Source organism: Ruegeria sp. O11 (assembly GCF_056535285.1).
Genome location: NZ_JBQERS010000028.1, coordinates 1 through 12,888 on the forward strand (window position 1 = coordinate 1; position 12,888 = coordinate 12,888).

Here is a 12,888-nt window from a genome sequence, read left to right on the forward strand (position 1 = left end):
CCGAAAACAGCAATTCTCAAGCGATAAGAATTCCGGCTTCCAGTTATTCGCCGAGATCGCAGGATAGGTGTATCCAGAAAGTCGCTGACTTTGGCCGTTCCAAATATTTGCCACACATCCGTATGTGGATGCGCCCGTCTTGCCCCTCTGTCATAGTTTCGTTTACTCATTTCCATGTAGGCGAATTCAGAGAGACTGCCATGCAAAGGGATATTGGCCATCCCAACGGCCCGTTTGGTTTATTGATTTTAGTATTGGTTTTGGTTTTTGGGACTGTCCAAATCTATTTCTGGACTGATCGCAGCATCTGGATTGATGAAGTTTCGCAGTTGCTGAACTTCCCGCTGACCAATCTGGCCCAGGCCTTCGGCCCTTTGCCCGAAGCGCAGCAGGCGGGGCCGCCCGTATTCAACCTGCTGCTGCAAGCTATCTCTGGTCTGTCAATTCACGTGATGCGTCTGATCATCATCCTGCTGACGCTGTGCGTGATCTCGGCGGCAATGTTTGGCGCTTTTGGCAAGCGGGCTCTGCCGATGGCGGCGGGGTTGCTCTTGTTGCTGTCGCTCCCGTCTTTTTTGATCAATGGCTCGATGTTGAAATTCTATGCTTTCGATGCCGCCGGGTTCGCCATCTTTGCGGCCTGGATCTATGCGAAAGACCGGAGCGCGGGGCTTAATTTCCGTGACATTGCAGTTCTTCTGGCAGGCCTTTTTTTGGGTGTTTCGACCATTGTCGGGGCGTGCGTCGTGGTGGGCGTATTTCTGGTATTGCGGCTTCTCGGGCGTCAGCTTGAGCTCAAAGAGATCGCGCTGGCGGGCCTTCTGATTGTGCTGGCTTTGGCTTATTACCTTCAGATTGGTCATGCGACGAAAATCCAGATTACTGCGTTTCCCGATGCCTATGGGGGTCTGGGCATGGAGGCGTTGCAGCGGTTCGGCGACGCCACAATGGAGCTGTTTCGGATCAGAGGCGCGGCCACCTTGTTTGTGGTGTGCCTCGGCGCTCTGGCCGCGGTTGCGTTCACAAAAGGGGCAGAGCGATCGCAACTGTCAGGGCTGATATTGTTCATCAGCGCCATTTTGGCGGTCTTTCTAGGGCTTGCCGCAATCGGCAAATACCCGGCGGCCAGTTCGCGCCATCTGGTTTGGATGTTGGGAGTGTTTCCCGTATTGACCGGGGCGGTTGTCGATTGCCTGCTCCGCTCGGTAAGCTATCGACGTTCAATTGCCATCGCAGGTTTGGCTATATTGAGCTGCATATTTGCAGCGACCGGGCTGCGCGTGATATCGAAATGGCCGCCGCAACTTGTCGAAGGATCCAGTGAACAGGTGATCGCAACTTTGGCGGATCTTCCGCCGTCGCAGGTATTGCATTATTTCGGAACATTTCGCCTGATCCCATTGATGATCGAACGGGGCGCGCCCATTTCCCATCACAGTTATGCGCCATCTTTGTCGACCCACAGTGTTGCGATTGATCCATCCTATTTTGATCCGAAATGGAACGAGATGGACGCCGATCTGTTTTCCGTACTGATCGAGGATATGCTGCACAATGATCCTGCGGGCTGGGCGAAGATGTACATCATGTTGCGTTTGCGCGGCGATTTTCGCCCGTTGGCACGATTTGTTCTGGATGCTGCGCCCCGTGATGGCAGTACGTTCTACATAAGCTCAATCCATGCGGTCTGGCCTGGAGACACGGGGCGGGCGACACACGGGTTGCGGCAAGTGCTTGACGAAAGGTCCTGCGATTATGAACCTGTGGGGGTTTTTATAACGCTGCTCAGTCCCGGTTATGTCCTGAAGGTCAATTGCCCGAAACACCCTTAGTCCTGAAGGCAGTAGATGGCAATTTCATAGTTTCAGCTTCTTGAATACGTTCTCTGGAATGTTGCAGATGATCGTCATGATCAGCCACCAGATTGAACGGATATAAATCACGTTCTTCCCGCGCTCGACAGCTGTGGCCATCTTCTCGGCGACCTCCATCGGTTGTGCCGTCAACCATTCAGGCAGGTCCATGTTTTCGGTCATCTGCGTGGCGACAAAACCGGGCAGAACCGTCACCACATGCACACCCTTCTTTGCCAACCGGTTCCTCAGACCTGACAGGAAGGCAGTAAATCCGGCTTTCGCCGAACCATAGACATAGTTTGTTGCGCGCCCACGCAGCCCGGCGACTGAACTGATGCCTACCAGAGTACCGGAACCACGCGTCTCAAACCGATTGGCGAGTTCAGCCAGAATGCCCGCAGGGCCTTCGTAATTCGAACGCATGACCAGGCTGGAGGCTGCTAAGTCCTGTTCGTTCTGCGATTGCTCACCCATGAACCCGACGGCGCAAACCGCGATCAATGGCAATTTCGGCAAACTGTCAACGAAGCCTGTAAAACTGTCAGGCTGCAACGCATCGAACTCATGAAGTGTAACGTCGACTCTGTATCGTGTCGTGATGTCGGCGCGGTTGGGTTCCAAGGTTTCGACATCACGCGCCGCAAGCTGAATCGGATGGCCGAGGCTTGCGAATTTATGCGCCACCGCAAGGCCGATGTCCGAGCGCGCACCAAGGATGAGAACGGAATCTTTGCTCATAGCGCTAGCCTTTCGGATTGGGAGGATTGAAAAGTTTCAGAGGCACCGCTGTTCTGACGTTGGGCTACAAACCGCGCCACGCGCGGATCGCTCTCGATCAGCGTCTGTGCGGTCATTCGGGCATCCTTGGCCAGATAAAAACGGCCCCCATGGGCAATGGTGATCCTGTCCAACTGCTCAAGCAGCCTTAGGTTTTTGGAAGTGGCAGGGAAGTCCAGCGCCAGTGTGTAGCCGAGCATCGGAAATGAAAACTTGCTGGACTGCTCACCAAACCGTTTCAGCACAGCCAGAAACGACCCGGCACCGGCCTCGGAAATCGCCTCGAGCAGAGCTTCGAGACCTGCTTTGGATGCATCGAGCGGCAATGCGCACTGAAATTGTAGAAAACCCCGGCGTCCATAAACCCGGTTCCAGTTCAAAATTGCATCCAGAGGATAAAAGTAGCTGTCCCAATCCACCAGATTGTCACCAGCCTTGCGCAGCCCGGCGCGGTAGTACAGCGCGTTGAACGCCTTAACAAGGGGACCTGACATGGCAAAACCCGGAAAGTCGAAGGCTAGACTATTTCTTCGCTTGGGGCGTAGCGCGTATCGGTCATCGTTTTCCTGCGCGCCCAGCATGTCGCCTGAGGCGTGTTCGCCCAACATGACCAGAGATCGGCCCCGGTTCGCACCACCCTTGAGGCAATCGATCCAGGCGACCGAATACGGGCTGTCGTCGGAGGTTTCGAAGATCTCCATTGCCTCGGCGAGGTTTTTGGCCGGGATCGTGGTTTGCCTGATCCAGCCGGTCTCGACCGATTGCAGGCGAATGGCTGCCCGCAGGATTATTCCGGTCAGTCCCATGCTGCCAGGTACCCAGTCAAATAGTTCCGGGTTTTGTGTGCGGGATGCCCGGTGCACCTGACCGGATTGATCCATGACATCCACCCATTCGAGGGCCGCCGACATCGAACCGTCACGATGATGGTTCTTGCCATGTACATCGGCCGCGATCATGCCTCCCAAGGTCACGAATTTGGTGCCCGGCGTGACCAGAGGGAACCAGCCGCGCGGCAGGAAAGAGGTGATGACATCCGCCAGCAATACACCAGACTCTGCAACCAGGATGCCGGTTTCCGCATCAAACGAGATCATGCGGTTGAAGTGACGCATATCGATTGTACCACGACGGCTGACGGCGCTGTCCCCATAGGCACGCCCGTTTCCGCGCGCGATGACGCCGCCTTTGGCCTGGGCAGCGGTCAATTCTGCCTCGGAACGCGGCCGATCAACGACCGGAGCGTAGATGACCGGAAAGCGCCCCCATCCGCTGAGCATCATGTCGCACGCCCCAGCGACAGCATCGCGTCGGTGAACACGTAGCGCCGGTCCAGATTGTATTTTACCACATAGCCGATGGTCAGGCCGATCACGGCACCGATCTCCCGTGCAAGGTCGGTTTTCCAGATCAGCCAGCATGCTGTTTCGGAACTCCAGAAGATTACCGTCGTGACCAGCCCCATGATGGTGTAGAGCGTGAACTTCTTGCCATGCGCCGCAGCGCCCGAGGACAGGTCATAGAAGATCCAGCGTTTGTCCAAAAGGTACTTTATGACCAGTCCCACAAATGTACCTGCGCCCATGGCAATGACAAAGAGGCCTAAACCTTCGCCCCAGTGCAAAACCAGCCGTTGGGTCGTCAGGTTTGCAATCGTTGCAATGACTGCAAACGCGCCATACCGCAGCACCAACCCACCCAGCGTCATAGCAGTGCCCCCCAGACGGCGCAGAACAGAATACCCAGAAAACACAGCTGACTGGTTCGGTCCTTGGCCGCAAACACGACCGGGTCGTCGTGCATGTGTCCGCGATGGGTAATCATGATGATGCGAGTCAACCAATAGAGCAGGATCAGACACACTGCCCAAAGCGCCGTGGGTGACCTGTAAAGCTCTACAACGGCGGGAGAGTTGATATATAGCGCCATCACCAGAACCGATACATAGCCTGACGAGATCGCCACCTGGCTTATTAGCGGCAGATCGTCGACCTGATACCCACGGCCCGACGCTTCCATCGCACCGCGTTTTGCGGTGTCGATAAGCTCTGCCTGACGTTTGACCGAGGCCAGCGACAGGAAGAAAAATACCGCAAAAGCCAAAAGCCAGACAGATAAAGGTATTTGGGTTGCATAGCCACCTGCGATGATGCGTGTGGTGTACAGCCCGGCCAGCATCATGATGTCGATCACGATCCGCCGTTTGATATTCAGGGAATAGGCGGTGGTAGCACCATAGTAAAAGATCATTGCGCCCAGAAAAGCCAAATTGACGCTGGCAGCGATCACGGTGCCGAGCGCCAGCATACCAAAGGCCATCCATGTGCCATGCGCAATCGGAATCGCACCTGCCGCAAAAGGCCGTTTACATTTGCGCGGGTGAGCCCGGTCTGCCGCCAGGTCCAGAAGGTCGTTTGTTACATAGGCGCTGGACGCGATCATCGAAAACGATATGAATGCCAACAACGCTGCAAAAAATGTGTCCCAGTCATATTGATGGGCCGCCAGCATTGGCAGAAATATCAGGATGTTCTTTAACCACTGATGGGTACGGATCGCTTTGATATACGGCTTGATACTGCCGGGGTGGGTCTGAAGATGATCGACCTGGGCGTCAAGTTTGTCTACCGTGTTCCGCAAAGAGGCGGGCGCGTTCACAGTGATCGCGTGGTCGGCCTGCGACCACACGGGAATATCGGCTTTGGCGTCACCCATATAGGCAAAGCCGCCCCCAAAGTGATCTTTCAGAAACGCAGCTTTGGCCGGTCCTTTGAGATTGCGCACACCATCCGAGCCGTAGACTTCGTCGAATATCCCCAAATGGTCAAAGACACCTCTGGCAACCGTTTCATCACTGGCGGTCACGAGTGCCGTCCGACCGCCCTTGCTTCGCCAGCTTTTCACATAAGCGATAACATCCGTATCATAAGGTAGAGTACCGACGTCCAGCGGACCAGACTGGGCAAGATCGTGTTTCAACATTGCCTTGCTTTGAATCAAGGATCTGGCTGCCTGAATCGGTGTCCACCAGTTTTTTGCCAATGCACTCCAGAAAGTTTCGAACAAAATGTCAGAACGTAGCAGCGTTCCATCCAGGTCCACGACCAGAACTGGTATAGGTGATTCACTCGTCATGCAAAAATTTGGCCAAAGCCCCTCAAACTATTAGTTAGATAACGCGAGCAACGATACTCTCTTGGGTACAAATATAGTATGGCAGATATATGTCTGGCGAGGAGCTATTTCACAGACAAGCTTTCGGTGTCTGTCGTCAGTTTGAGCTGCTGGGATGAACAGTCTTCTCACCCGAACGCGGCTACAGTTGCGGGGAATTGGCCTCTATTTCGGTTCGATAACTACCGCGGCCTGCTCGTGTTTGTTGCAGTAGGTAAGATAGGAGTACCCTAGGTTCACATCGGCCAAGAATTCCTTGAAGGCCAGAAACTCGCCCTTTTCCCAACCGTCGTAGTTAAAGTACTCGTCAAAAACAATCACTGTCCCAGGGACGATCCACTGCCCCAACAGGTCGAAGATGGATTTTGTGGACGAGTAAAGGTCGCAATCCACATGAAGGTAGGCGATGTTTTTTACCTTCTCTTTCATCAGAACATTTTCGATGAACGGCGGGATAGACTCACTAAACCAGCCCTTGTGCAGGTCAATGTTTTCTCGCACCGCTGGCAGCGCATCAACGCCAAATACCCCTTTGTCGTATCCATCACGCCAGAACTCTGGCAGCCCTTCGAACGAGTCAAATCCATGCACTTTTCGATCTGGGAATCTCTCCGCAATATAGTTTGTTGTCATCGCGGAGTAGACACCGAACTCCAGCACCATGCCATCCATATCGACCTCGGAGATAGCTATGTCATGAACACCCCTCCAATCGTAAACAGATTGCACGTCTGACATGTGTTCTTTGACATAAAGCGCAGTTTCATGTGTCGCAATTTTCTGTAGTTCGACCCGTATATCGCCCGGCTTGTTTGGGCTGGCAATCATTCCAAACTTCTGGATAGCTAGGTGAATAGAATTCTTCAACTTTCGCATATGCAAATCTCCACTACTTAATAATTGCACCCCGAAACACAGATTGATTACTTTCAATCGAGTGACTTATATCTGAATATCATATCTTGCGCCTTGAAAATATTCATGCTTCACAAATCGCTATCAAGTGCAAGAGAAGATCAGGATCAGGATTCATAACCAAAAGATTACGGTCGCAGCCAGAGCAATTGCTGAGAGAAAGACCTTTGGGCATCTGTCGTAGCGTGTCGCCACGCGCCGCCAATCCTTCAGCCTTCCGAACATGACTTCAATCCGGTTGCGCCGTTTGTATCGGCGCTTGTCGTACTTCACGGTAGTTTTGCGTTGTTTTCGACCTGGAATGCAGGCGCATATCCCCTTGTCTTTCAACGCGTCTCGGAACCAGTCGGTGTCATAGCCGCGATCCCCGAGCAGCCAGTCGACTTTTTGGGAGGCTGCTGAGCAACACCCGCGCGCCGATGTAGTCGCTGACCTGACCGGCGGTGACGAACAGGTCGATCGGGCGCCCCTGGCTGTCGCAGATGGCGTGCAGTTTGGTGTTCATGCTGCCTTTGGTTCGGCCGATCAGACGACCGTGCCCTCTTTTTTGGCGGCCATGCTGGTCGCCGTTCGATGTGCCTTCAGGTAGGTCGCGTCGATCATCACGGTCTTTACCTCGCCGTGCTCGGTGGCCAGACCAGCCATCATCCGTGCGAAGATGCCTTTCTCGCTCCAGCGCTTCCAGCGGCTGTAGAGCGTTTTGTGCGGGCCATAGGCTGCAGGGGCATCGCGTCACCTTAACCCATTGCGGTTGAGGAATATAATCCCGCTCAACACCCGCTTGTCATCAACCCAAGGCTTGCCACGCAATTTCGGAAAGAAGGGTTCAAGACGCACCATCTGCGCGTCCGTCAGCCAGAAAAGACCGCTCATGTCACCGCTCCTATTTCGGAGCCGTGAACCACGCGGCGCGGCGGAAATCAATGCATCCTGACCCTAATTTGGAGCTTCTGACTTAATCAGAGCCAGCTACGATGTGCAGTTGCCATTGTATCATCCGATATATGATATTACGTATATTCTGGTAGGGCATTGAAGCGGATGCTCAGGGTAGTAGTTGAAGTAGTTTTCGGAGAAAAAATGAATCGTAGAAGTTTTCTTGCTGCACTTGGCATTACGCCTTTTGCCACTCTGGCTATCGGAGCACCTTCATCTCCCGTAGAGCAAAACCGGGTAGTCGGCACCTATGGCCATAGTCTTTGGTATCACAACCAGACATACGGTAGTATCGGGCGTTGGGTGACTCTGATGGTCGCGCAGGACCGTAGCAAATCGTTCAAGAATGCATTCACCTTTAACACTATTTCGGGCGCGACTCCGCCAAATTTCGATCAGACAATGCCGGGAGTGACGGTGCCGCGCGGCAATTTCAAGAATTGGGCCGGCACAAACGCGGCAGGGTTTACGGATGTTGTGGCGATGGTGGACAATTTCCATGTGCCACCAATTCGCGACGACATGGAAACTGACCCATCAGTTGCTATTCCGGCTGCAAGCGCGGTTCCTATCGACCAGCATTTCGAGAACCTGTTCAACGCCTGGGAAACCAACCTTCCGAACACCCAGACGTTTTGGATTTACGAGCCGTGGGGTGCGTCAACTGCGATGCCTGGTAGCCCGAAGCCCATCGCGGAGAATGGCACAGAAGGTTATGCGGGTGGGTTCACTGATTATAAAGCACATACCACCACGACCTACGGCCACACCCAGTTCTATGACGACCTGTTGAGCAACGTCAAAGCGACCTATCCGGCATATGCAGACCGCATCAAGCTCATCCCGGCGTGTCGTGTGTTGATTTCCGTCATGGACAACACACCGGCCTCGGACTTGGGGGTTAGCGACTGGTTTGAGGATTGGGCACCGCATGGAACATCCACATGCTATTGCGTGGTCGGGGCGATTGTCTACTCTTGTTTGTATCAAGAAGCAGCCCCGAAGCCTGACTTCACCGGAACCGGGGTGCATGCTACGGTCCAGAGCAATTGGTCAGCAATTGCCTCCTATATCAACTCGCAAGTAAACACCCCAACATAATTTTAACCAAGTATGTCCTAGCTCCCGAAGTCTGCGCCATTGCACTGGCCACCAGACGGGGATTAGCTTGCCTGTCGTCAGCGCCAATTGGACAGTTTAGGGTGATTTGATAAGAGAGGTTTCTGGCACATCGTAACCACCAAGGAGTGGAGATGAGACAGAAACCCGGAACCCGCAAGAGCCATGGCGATGGGCGCGTGGAACTGGATTCTAACAGCGTCGAGCGCACGATCCACCCTATTGCCTTGAACCGAAAGAATGCCTTCTTCGCTGGGCATGAGGTTGGAGCTCAGAACTGGGCCATCCTCGCATCGATGATCGAAACCCGCAAATTAAACAATGTCGATCCGCGCGCCTGGCTCACCCAAATCCTGACCGCAATCGCAAACGGGCACAAATGGTCCAACATTGGCAGCTTGATGCCCTGGAATTACGCCGCAGACGAGTGATCGGCGCACTGCATACAGAGAAAGCCCCTACGCATCGGCAGATAGGTGATATCCGCCCAGACCTGATTGGGCCGGGTCACGCGCAACCCCTTCAGCAGATAGGGATAGGTCTTGTGGCCCTTCGCGGCCTTGCTGGTATTGGGCTTCTGGTAGATCGGCATCAGACCCATCAACCGCATCATTCGCCTGATCCGCTTTTCGTTCACCAGATGGCCTTCATTGCGCAGATGCCAGGTCATCTGGCGGACGCCAAAGAACGGTGTCTCTAGGAACTGCTCATCGACCCGACGCATCAGCTTCAGGTTCAGCGCGGTCTCGCCTTTGAGCGTTTAGTAGGACGACGACCGCGAGATCGACAGCAGCTTGCACTGCTTGCCGATGGACAGGGCGGAATCGGCTGGCTCGACCATTTTCCGCCTCACTTTCCGATCCACGGCTTGAGCTTTCTGGAGAAAAAGTTGGCAACAGTCAGCTCCCCGATCTTGGCATGGAGTTCCTTCACCTGTTCTTCGTCAATCTCGGGGGCCTTCTTGCCGCCGCGCTCTAATACGCCGGACGCACCTTCAAGCAACGCCTCCTTCCAGGTGTGGGATCATCGTCGGATGAACCCCGAACCGGCTCACCAACTTGGACACCGTCTGCTCACCTTTCAGCGCCTAAAGAGCCACCTTCGCCTTGAGCTTAGGCGAATGCTGCTTCCGTTTCGACATCTCTGATCTCCTCTTCGTCGAAGATCAGTAGACTACAAATCGTAACTTACGTCAGTGTCCGAATTTCGTGGGTGGCTCAAGGTTCTTGCTTATGGCAGAGAGTAATCGGTTACGCCTGCTTTTCTCATGGTATCATGAAGACAATCCAGAAATGTTTTTGGGGTAAGTGCATCAAGGAGCTTCTTGCGCGCGGTCTGGGCGATACGTTCGCGTGCTGCAGTGTCATCCAGTATTGAGGTGCATTTGTCCTCAAGATTGCTGTAGTCCCAGGCTACTGATACGTAGGTTTCTCCTGGTACGAATAGGTCGGGGTAGGTGGTAATGTGGGAAACGTCCGGTTTCACCAGCACACTGCCGCAGAGAATGGCCTCAAAATCGCGCCAGCAGAGCTCCCCATATCCGAAAGGACTTACTGTGAGCCACGAGTTGAGCATCTCGTTGTAATACTCCTGCTGTGAAACCCTATCCGTGGGCGCATGCACATTTAATTTTTCTTGCAACGCTGTGATTGCCACGACCGCATCGTTCCGTATGCCGTAAGTCCATTGGTCAGGTCCGACGCTTGCTCTGCAAGAAACATCGATTTTCCTGTCGCGTCGTAGTTTGGCCGGGGTGATATCTTGTGCCAGATTGTAAATTTTATCATCCAGCGCGATGTTCCAGCCAAGGATGATTTTGGCAATTTGGCTATCCGTTAATGGGTGTGTTTCTGGAATAATATCCGATGAAAAATCAACACCATAGGTGTCCGCGGCATGATCTGTTAGGTTGCTTTTGCCAATATAAGATCTAGCGTACTCTTTAGGCTCGGAAAAACAATGTTTTTTAATATAGGCGTCGGAAGCCTCAATTACATCGGGCCAGAGTATGCATTGATCATCGTCTCCATCAAAAACAAGGCAACGGGCATTCACGGCGCGCGCAGTCTCGAAGAGTTTATTCGCCTTGGCCACCGCGTCACCAGTTGGCGTGTCGAAGGCCAGTTTCAGTCCAACGGCGTCATATCCTGAAATCTGATCTGCGGAGATCGTATCGATCTTGTCCACAGACCCGAATTCGAAAAGAAGCCCCAGTTCGCGCGCGATTGTCTGGCGATACCGATGTAGCGGTGCAAATTGCTGCTCGCTGGTTCCTGCGCGGCCATCGCTTAGGATGAGAACTTTGCGTACGGGTCGAACAGAGCGGCGTGCTCGAACAGTCGCCATTTGATTTGCAATAGATCCGCCCGAGATGATCTTCGTGACACGTCGAGAAACACGAACAATAGACGAAGGTACCCCGGCCCCCGCTCCAAAGAACAGATTACCCATTTTTTCCCTATAAGACCTACAAACTAATATCGTTTCAGTTCCTAGTGGCTTAAGTTATTATGGAAATATAGCAACATTTATCTGGAGGGAAGATGAGAATAGGTATGGCCGGCGCTGGTTTGTCCTGCGCCGTGATCGGTCGAGCCCTCGCTGAGGATGGGCATAAGATTACTATGTTCGAGTCAAGGGCGCATGTCGGCGGAAATTGTCATACCGAGCGCGACCCCGATACTGGCGTTATGGTTCACGCTTATGGTCCACATATATTCCATACAAACGACGAGGAAGTATGGGAGTATGTCAATCAATTCATGACATTCAAGCCTTATGTGAACCGCGTGAAGGCCACGACCAAGGGACGTGTTTTTTCTCTACCAATCAACCTGCTGACAATTAATCAGTTCTTCGGGAAGACTATGAACCCCGACGAGGCGCGTGCCTTTATTAACGAGCGTGCGGATACCTCGATCACCGAGCCGAAAAACTTTGAGGAACAGGCTTTGCGGTTCATCGGGCCTGAACTCTACGAAGCGTTTTTTCTTGGTTATACCCGCAAGCAATGGGGAAAAGAGCCGGTAGAAATTCCGGCTTCAATCCTCAAGCGGCTGCCGGTCCGTTTCAATTATGATGACAATTATTTCGCGCACCGCTATCAGGGTATGCCCGAGAATGGGTACACAGCAATGATCGAGAAGATCATTGATCACCCCAATATCGAGTTGCATCTGAATACCCAGTTCGATCCGGAGGATGTGAAAGACTATGATCACGTTTTTTGGTCAGGTCCGGTTGATGCTTACTTCGGTCACAAATTTGGACGCCTGCAATACCGAACGCTGGACTTCGAACGGAGTATAGGAGTCGGTGATGCTCAAGGGTGTGCAGTCATGAATTACACTGATGAAGAGGTGCCTTGGACGCGAGTCACGGAACATAAGCATTTCAGTCCATGGGAAGAACACAAAGGTACGGTTCTTTTTTTTGAATATAGCCGTGCTTGTGGGCCGGATGATATTCCCTATTACCCAATCCACCGTACGAATGGAGATGATATTCTGGACAAATACCAGGAGGCTGCCCTTGCAAATGAAGCGGTGACCTTTATCGGAAGGCTTGGCACTTATCGCTACATGGATATGGATGTGACTATTCGAGCCGCCATGGATACTCTGTCGAATTGGCGAAGAACACACCGAAACTAGGGTCAGGATGCATTTATTTTCGCTGCGCCGCGTGATTCACCACTCGAAAACGGAACGGTGACATGAGCGGACTTTTCTGGCTGACGGACGCGCAGATGGTGCGTATTAAAACCCTTCTTTCCGAAATTGCGTGGCAAGCCTCGGGTTGATGACAAGCGGGTGTTGAGCGGGATTATCTTCATCAACCGCAATGGGTTAAGGTAACGCGATGCCCCTGCAGCCTATGGCCCGCACAAAACGCTCTACAGCCGCTGGAAGCGCTGGAGCGAGAAAGGCATCTTCGCACGGATGATGGCTGGTCTGGCCGCCGAGCACGGCGAGGTCAAGACCGTGATGATCGACGCGACCTACCTGAAAGCACATCGAACGGCGACCAACATGGCCGCCAAAAAAAAAGGGCCGCGGGCGTTGCTCAGCAGCCTCCCAAAAAGTCGACTGGCTGCTCGGGGATCGCGGCT

Annotated in this window: 11 protein-coding genes and 3 pseudogenes; 5 read left to right on the plus strand and 9 right to left on the minus strand. The window is 53.3% G+C overall.

Annotated features, from left to right (window positions below):
- Positions 1-200: 200 nt before the first annotated feature.
- On the plus strand, positions 201-1,832 hold the full coding sequence (locus ACRZ91_RS21825; RefSeq protein WP_480908577.1) for a hypothetical protein: 1,632 nt from the start codon (positions 201-203) through the stop codon (positions 1,830-1,832).
- A gap of 24 nt (positions 1,833-1,856) precedes the next feature.
- On the opposite strand, the gene ACRZ91_RS21830 is transcribed toward ACRZ91_RS21825, so the two are convergent.
- The 6 genes and pseudogenes from ACRZ91_RS21830 to ACRZ91_RS21855 form a co-directional block, all read right to left on the minus strand.
- Positions 1,857-2,594 (minus strand): SDR family oxidoreductase, encoded by a 738-nt coding sequence (locus ACRZ91_RS21830; protein WP_480908580.1) that lies wholly within the window; start codon positions 2,592-2,594, stop codon positions 1,857-1,859.
- Complete coding sequence (locus ACRZ91_RS21835; protein ID WP_480908582.1) at positions 2,591-3,916, minus strand: FAD-binding oxidoreductase; 1,326 nt, start codon at positions 3,914-3,916, stop codon at positions 2,591-2,593. The genes ACRZ91_RS21830 and ACRZ91_RS21835 overlap by 4 nt, the downstream gene beginning before the upstream one ends.
- A complete protein-coding gene (locus ACRZ91_RS21840; protein WP_480908584.1) occupies positions 3,913-4,341 on the minus strand; it encodes a GtrA family protein in 429 nt (142 codons plus the stop codon). The genes ACRZ91_RS21835 and ACRZ91_RS21840 overlap by 4 nt, the downstream gene beginning before the upstream one ends.
- Positions 4,338-5,768 (minus strand): UbiA family prenyltransferase, encoded by a 1,431-nt coding sequence (locus tag ACRZ91_RS21845; RefSeq protein ID WP_480908586.1) that lies wholly within the window; start codon positions 5,766-5,768, stop codon positions 4,338-4,340. Before ACRZ91_RS21845 ends, ACRZ91_RS21840 begins: the two co-directional genes overlap by 4 nt.
- 204 nt (positions 5,769-5,972) lie before the next feature.
- The gene (locus ACRZ91_RS21850) at positions 5,973-6,683 is read right to left on the minus strand and encodes a class I SAM-dependent methyltransferase (protein ID WP_480908588.1); all 711 of its coding nucleotides are present in this window, start codon (positions 6,681-6,683) and stop codon (positions 5,973-5,975) included.
- 153 nt (positions 6,684-6,836) lie between these two features.
- A pseudogene (locus ACRZ91_RS21855) lies at positions 6,837-7,595 on the minus strand (IS5 family transposase).
- 207 nt (positions 7,596-7,802) lie between these two features.
- On the opposite strand from ACRZ91_RS21855, the gene ACRZ91_RS21860 reads away from it, so the two are divergent.
- Both ACRZ91_RS21860 and ACRZ91_RS21865 read left to right on the plus strand, forming a co-directional pair.
- Positions 7,803-8,759: a hypothetical protein gene (locus ACRZ91_RS21860; RefSeq protein WP_480908589.1), complete on the plus strand. Its 957-nt coding sequence runs from the start codon at positions 7,803-7,805 to the stop codon at positions 8,757-8,759.
- 185 nt (positions 8,760-8,944) lie between these two features.
- Positions 8,945-9,208, plus strand: a pseudogene (locus ACRZ91_RS21865) (transposase domain-containing protein); the annotation flags it as partial.
- On the opposite strand, the gene ACRZ91_RS21870 reads toward ACRZ91_RS21865, so the two are convergent.
- From ACRZ91_RS21870 to ACRZ91_RS21880, 3 genes are all read right to left on the minus strand, one after another.
- Positions 9,190-9,501, minus strand: coding sequence for an IS3 family transposase (locus ACRZ91_RS21870; RefSeq protein WP_480908592.1), 312 nt, complete (start codon positions 9,499-9,501; stop codon positions 9,190-9,192). The pseudogene ACRZ91_RS21865 and the gene ACRZ91_RS21870 sit on opposite strands and share 19 nt — an antisense overlap.
- A 125-nt stretch (positions 9,502-9,626) precedes the next feature.
- Positions 9,627-9,779, minus strand: a complete 153-nt coding sequence (locus ACRZ91_RS21875) for a hypothetical protein (protein ID WP_480908593.1) — start codon at positions 9,777-9,779, stop codon at positions 9,627-9,629.
- 228 nt (positions 9,780-10,007) lie between these two features.
- Positions 10,008-11,228 (minus strand): glycosyltransferase, encoded by a 1,221-nt coding sequence (locus ACRZ91_RS21880; protein ID WP_480908595.1) that lies wholly within the window; start codon positions 11,226-11,228, stop codon positions 10,008-10,010.
- A gap of 92 nt (positions 11,229-11,320) precedes the next feature.
- Between ACRZ91_RS21880 and glf the strand changes: the two genes are divergently transcribed.
- A complete protein-coding gene (gene glf / locus ACRZ91_RS21885) occupies positions 11,321-12,430 on the plus strand; it encodes a UDP-galactopyranose mutase (RefSeq protein ID WP_480908597.1) in 1,110 nt (369 codons plus the stop codon).
- Positions 12,431-12,492: 62 nt separating this feature from the next.
- Positions 12,493-12,888 (plus strand): annotated as a pseudogene (locus tag ACRZ91_RS21890) (transposase); the annotation flags it as partial.

Bases quoted from the DNA above. Each gene is read 5' to 3' on its own strand.
- ACRZ91_RS21860 (WP_480908589.1), top strand. From the start codon at position 7,803: ATGAATCGTAGAAGTTTTCTTGCTGCACTTGGCATTACGCCTTTTGCC.
- ACRZ91_RS21835 (WP_480908582.1), bottom strand. From the start codon at position 3,916: ATGATGCTCAGCGGATGGGGGCGCTTTCCGGTCATCTACGCTCCGGTC.
- ACRZ91_RS21825 (WP_480908577.1), top strand. From the start codon at position 201: ATGCAAAGGGATATTGGCCATCCCAACGGCCCGTTTGGTTTATTGATT.
- ACRZ91_RS21845 (WP_480908586.1), bottom strand. From the start codon at position 5,768: ATGACGAGTGAATCACCTATACCAGTTCTGGTCGTGGACCTGGATGGA.
- ACRZ91_RS21840 (WP_480908584.1), bottom strand. From the start codon at position 4,341: ATGACGCTGGGTGGGTTGGTGCTGCGGTATGGCGCGTTTGCAGTCATT.
- glf (WP_480908597.1), top strand. From the start codon at position 11,321: ATGAGAATAGGTATGGCCGGCGCTGGTTTGTCCTGCGCCGTGATCGGT.
- ACRZ91_RS21880 (WP_480908595.1), bottom strand. From the start codon at position 11,228: ATGGGTAATCTGTTCTTTGGAGCGGGGGCCGGGGTACCTTCGTCTATT.
- ACRZ91_RS21850 (WP_480908588.1), bottom strand. From the start codon at position 6,683: ATGCGAAAGTTGAAGAATTCTATTCACCTAGCTATCCAGAAGTTTGGA.
- ACRZ91_RS21830 (WP_480908580.1), bottom strand. From the start codon at position 2,594: ATGAGCAAAGATTCCGTTCTCATCCTTGGTGCGCGCTCGGACATCGGC.
- ACRZ91_RS21870 (WP_480908592.1), bottom strand. From the start codon at position 9,501: ATGCGTCGGGTCGATGAGCAGTTCCTAGAGACACCGTTCTTTGGCGTC.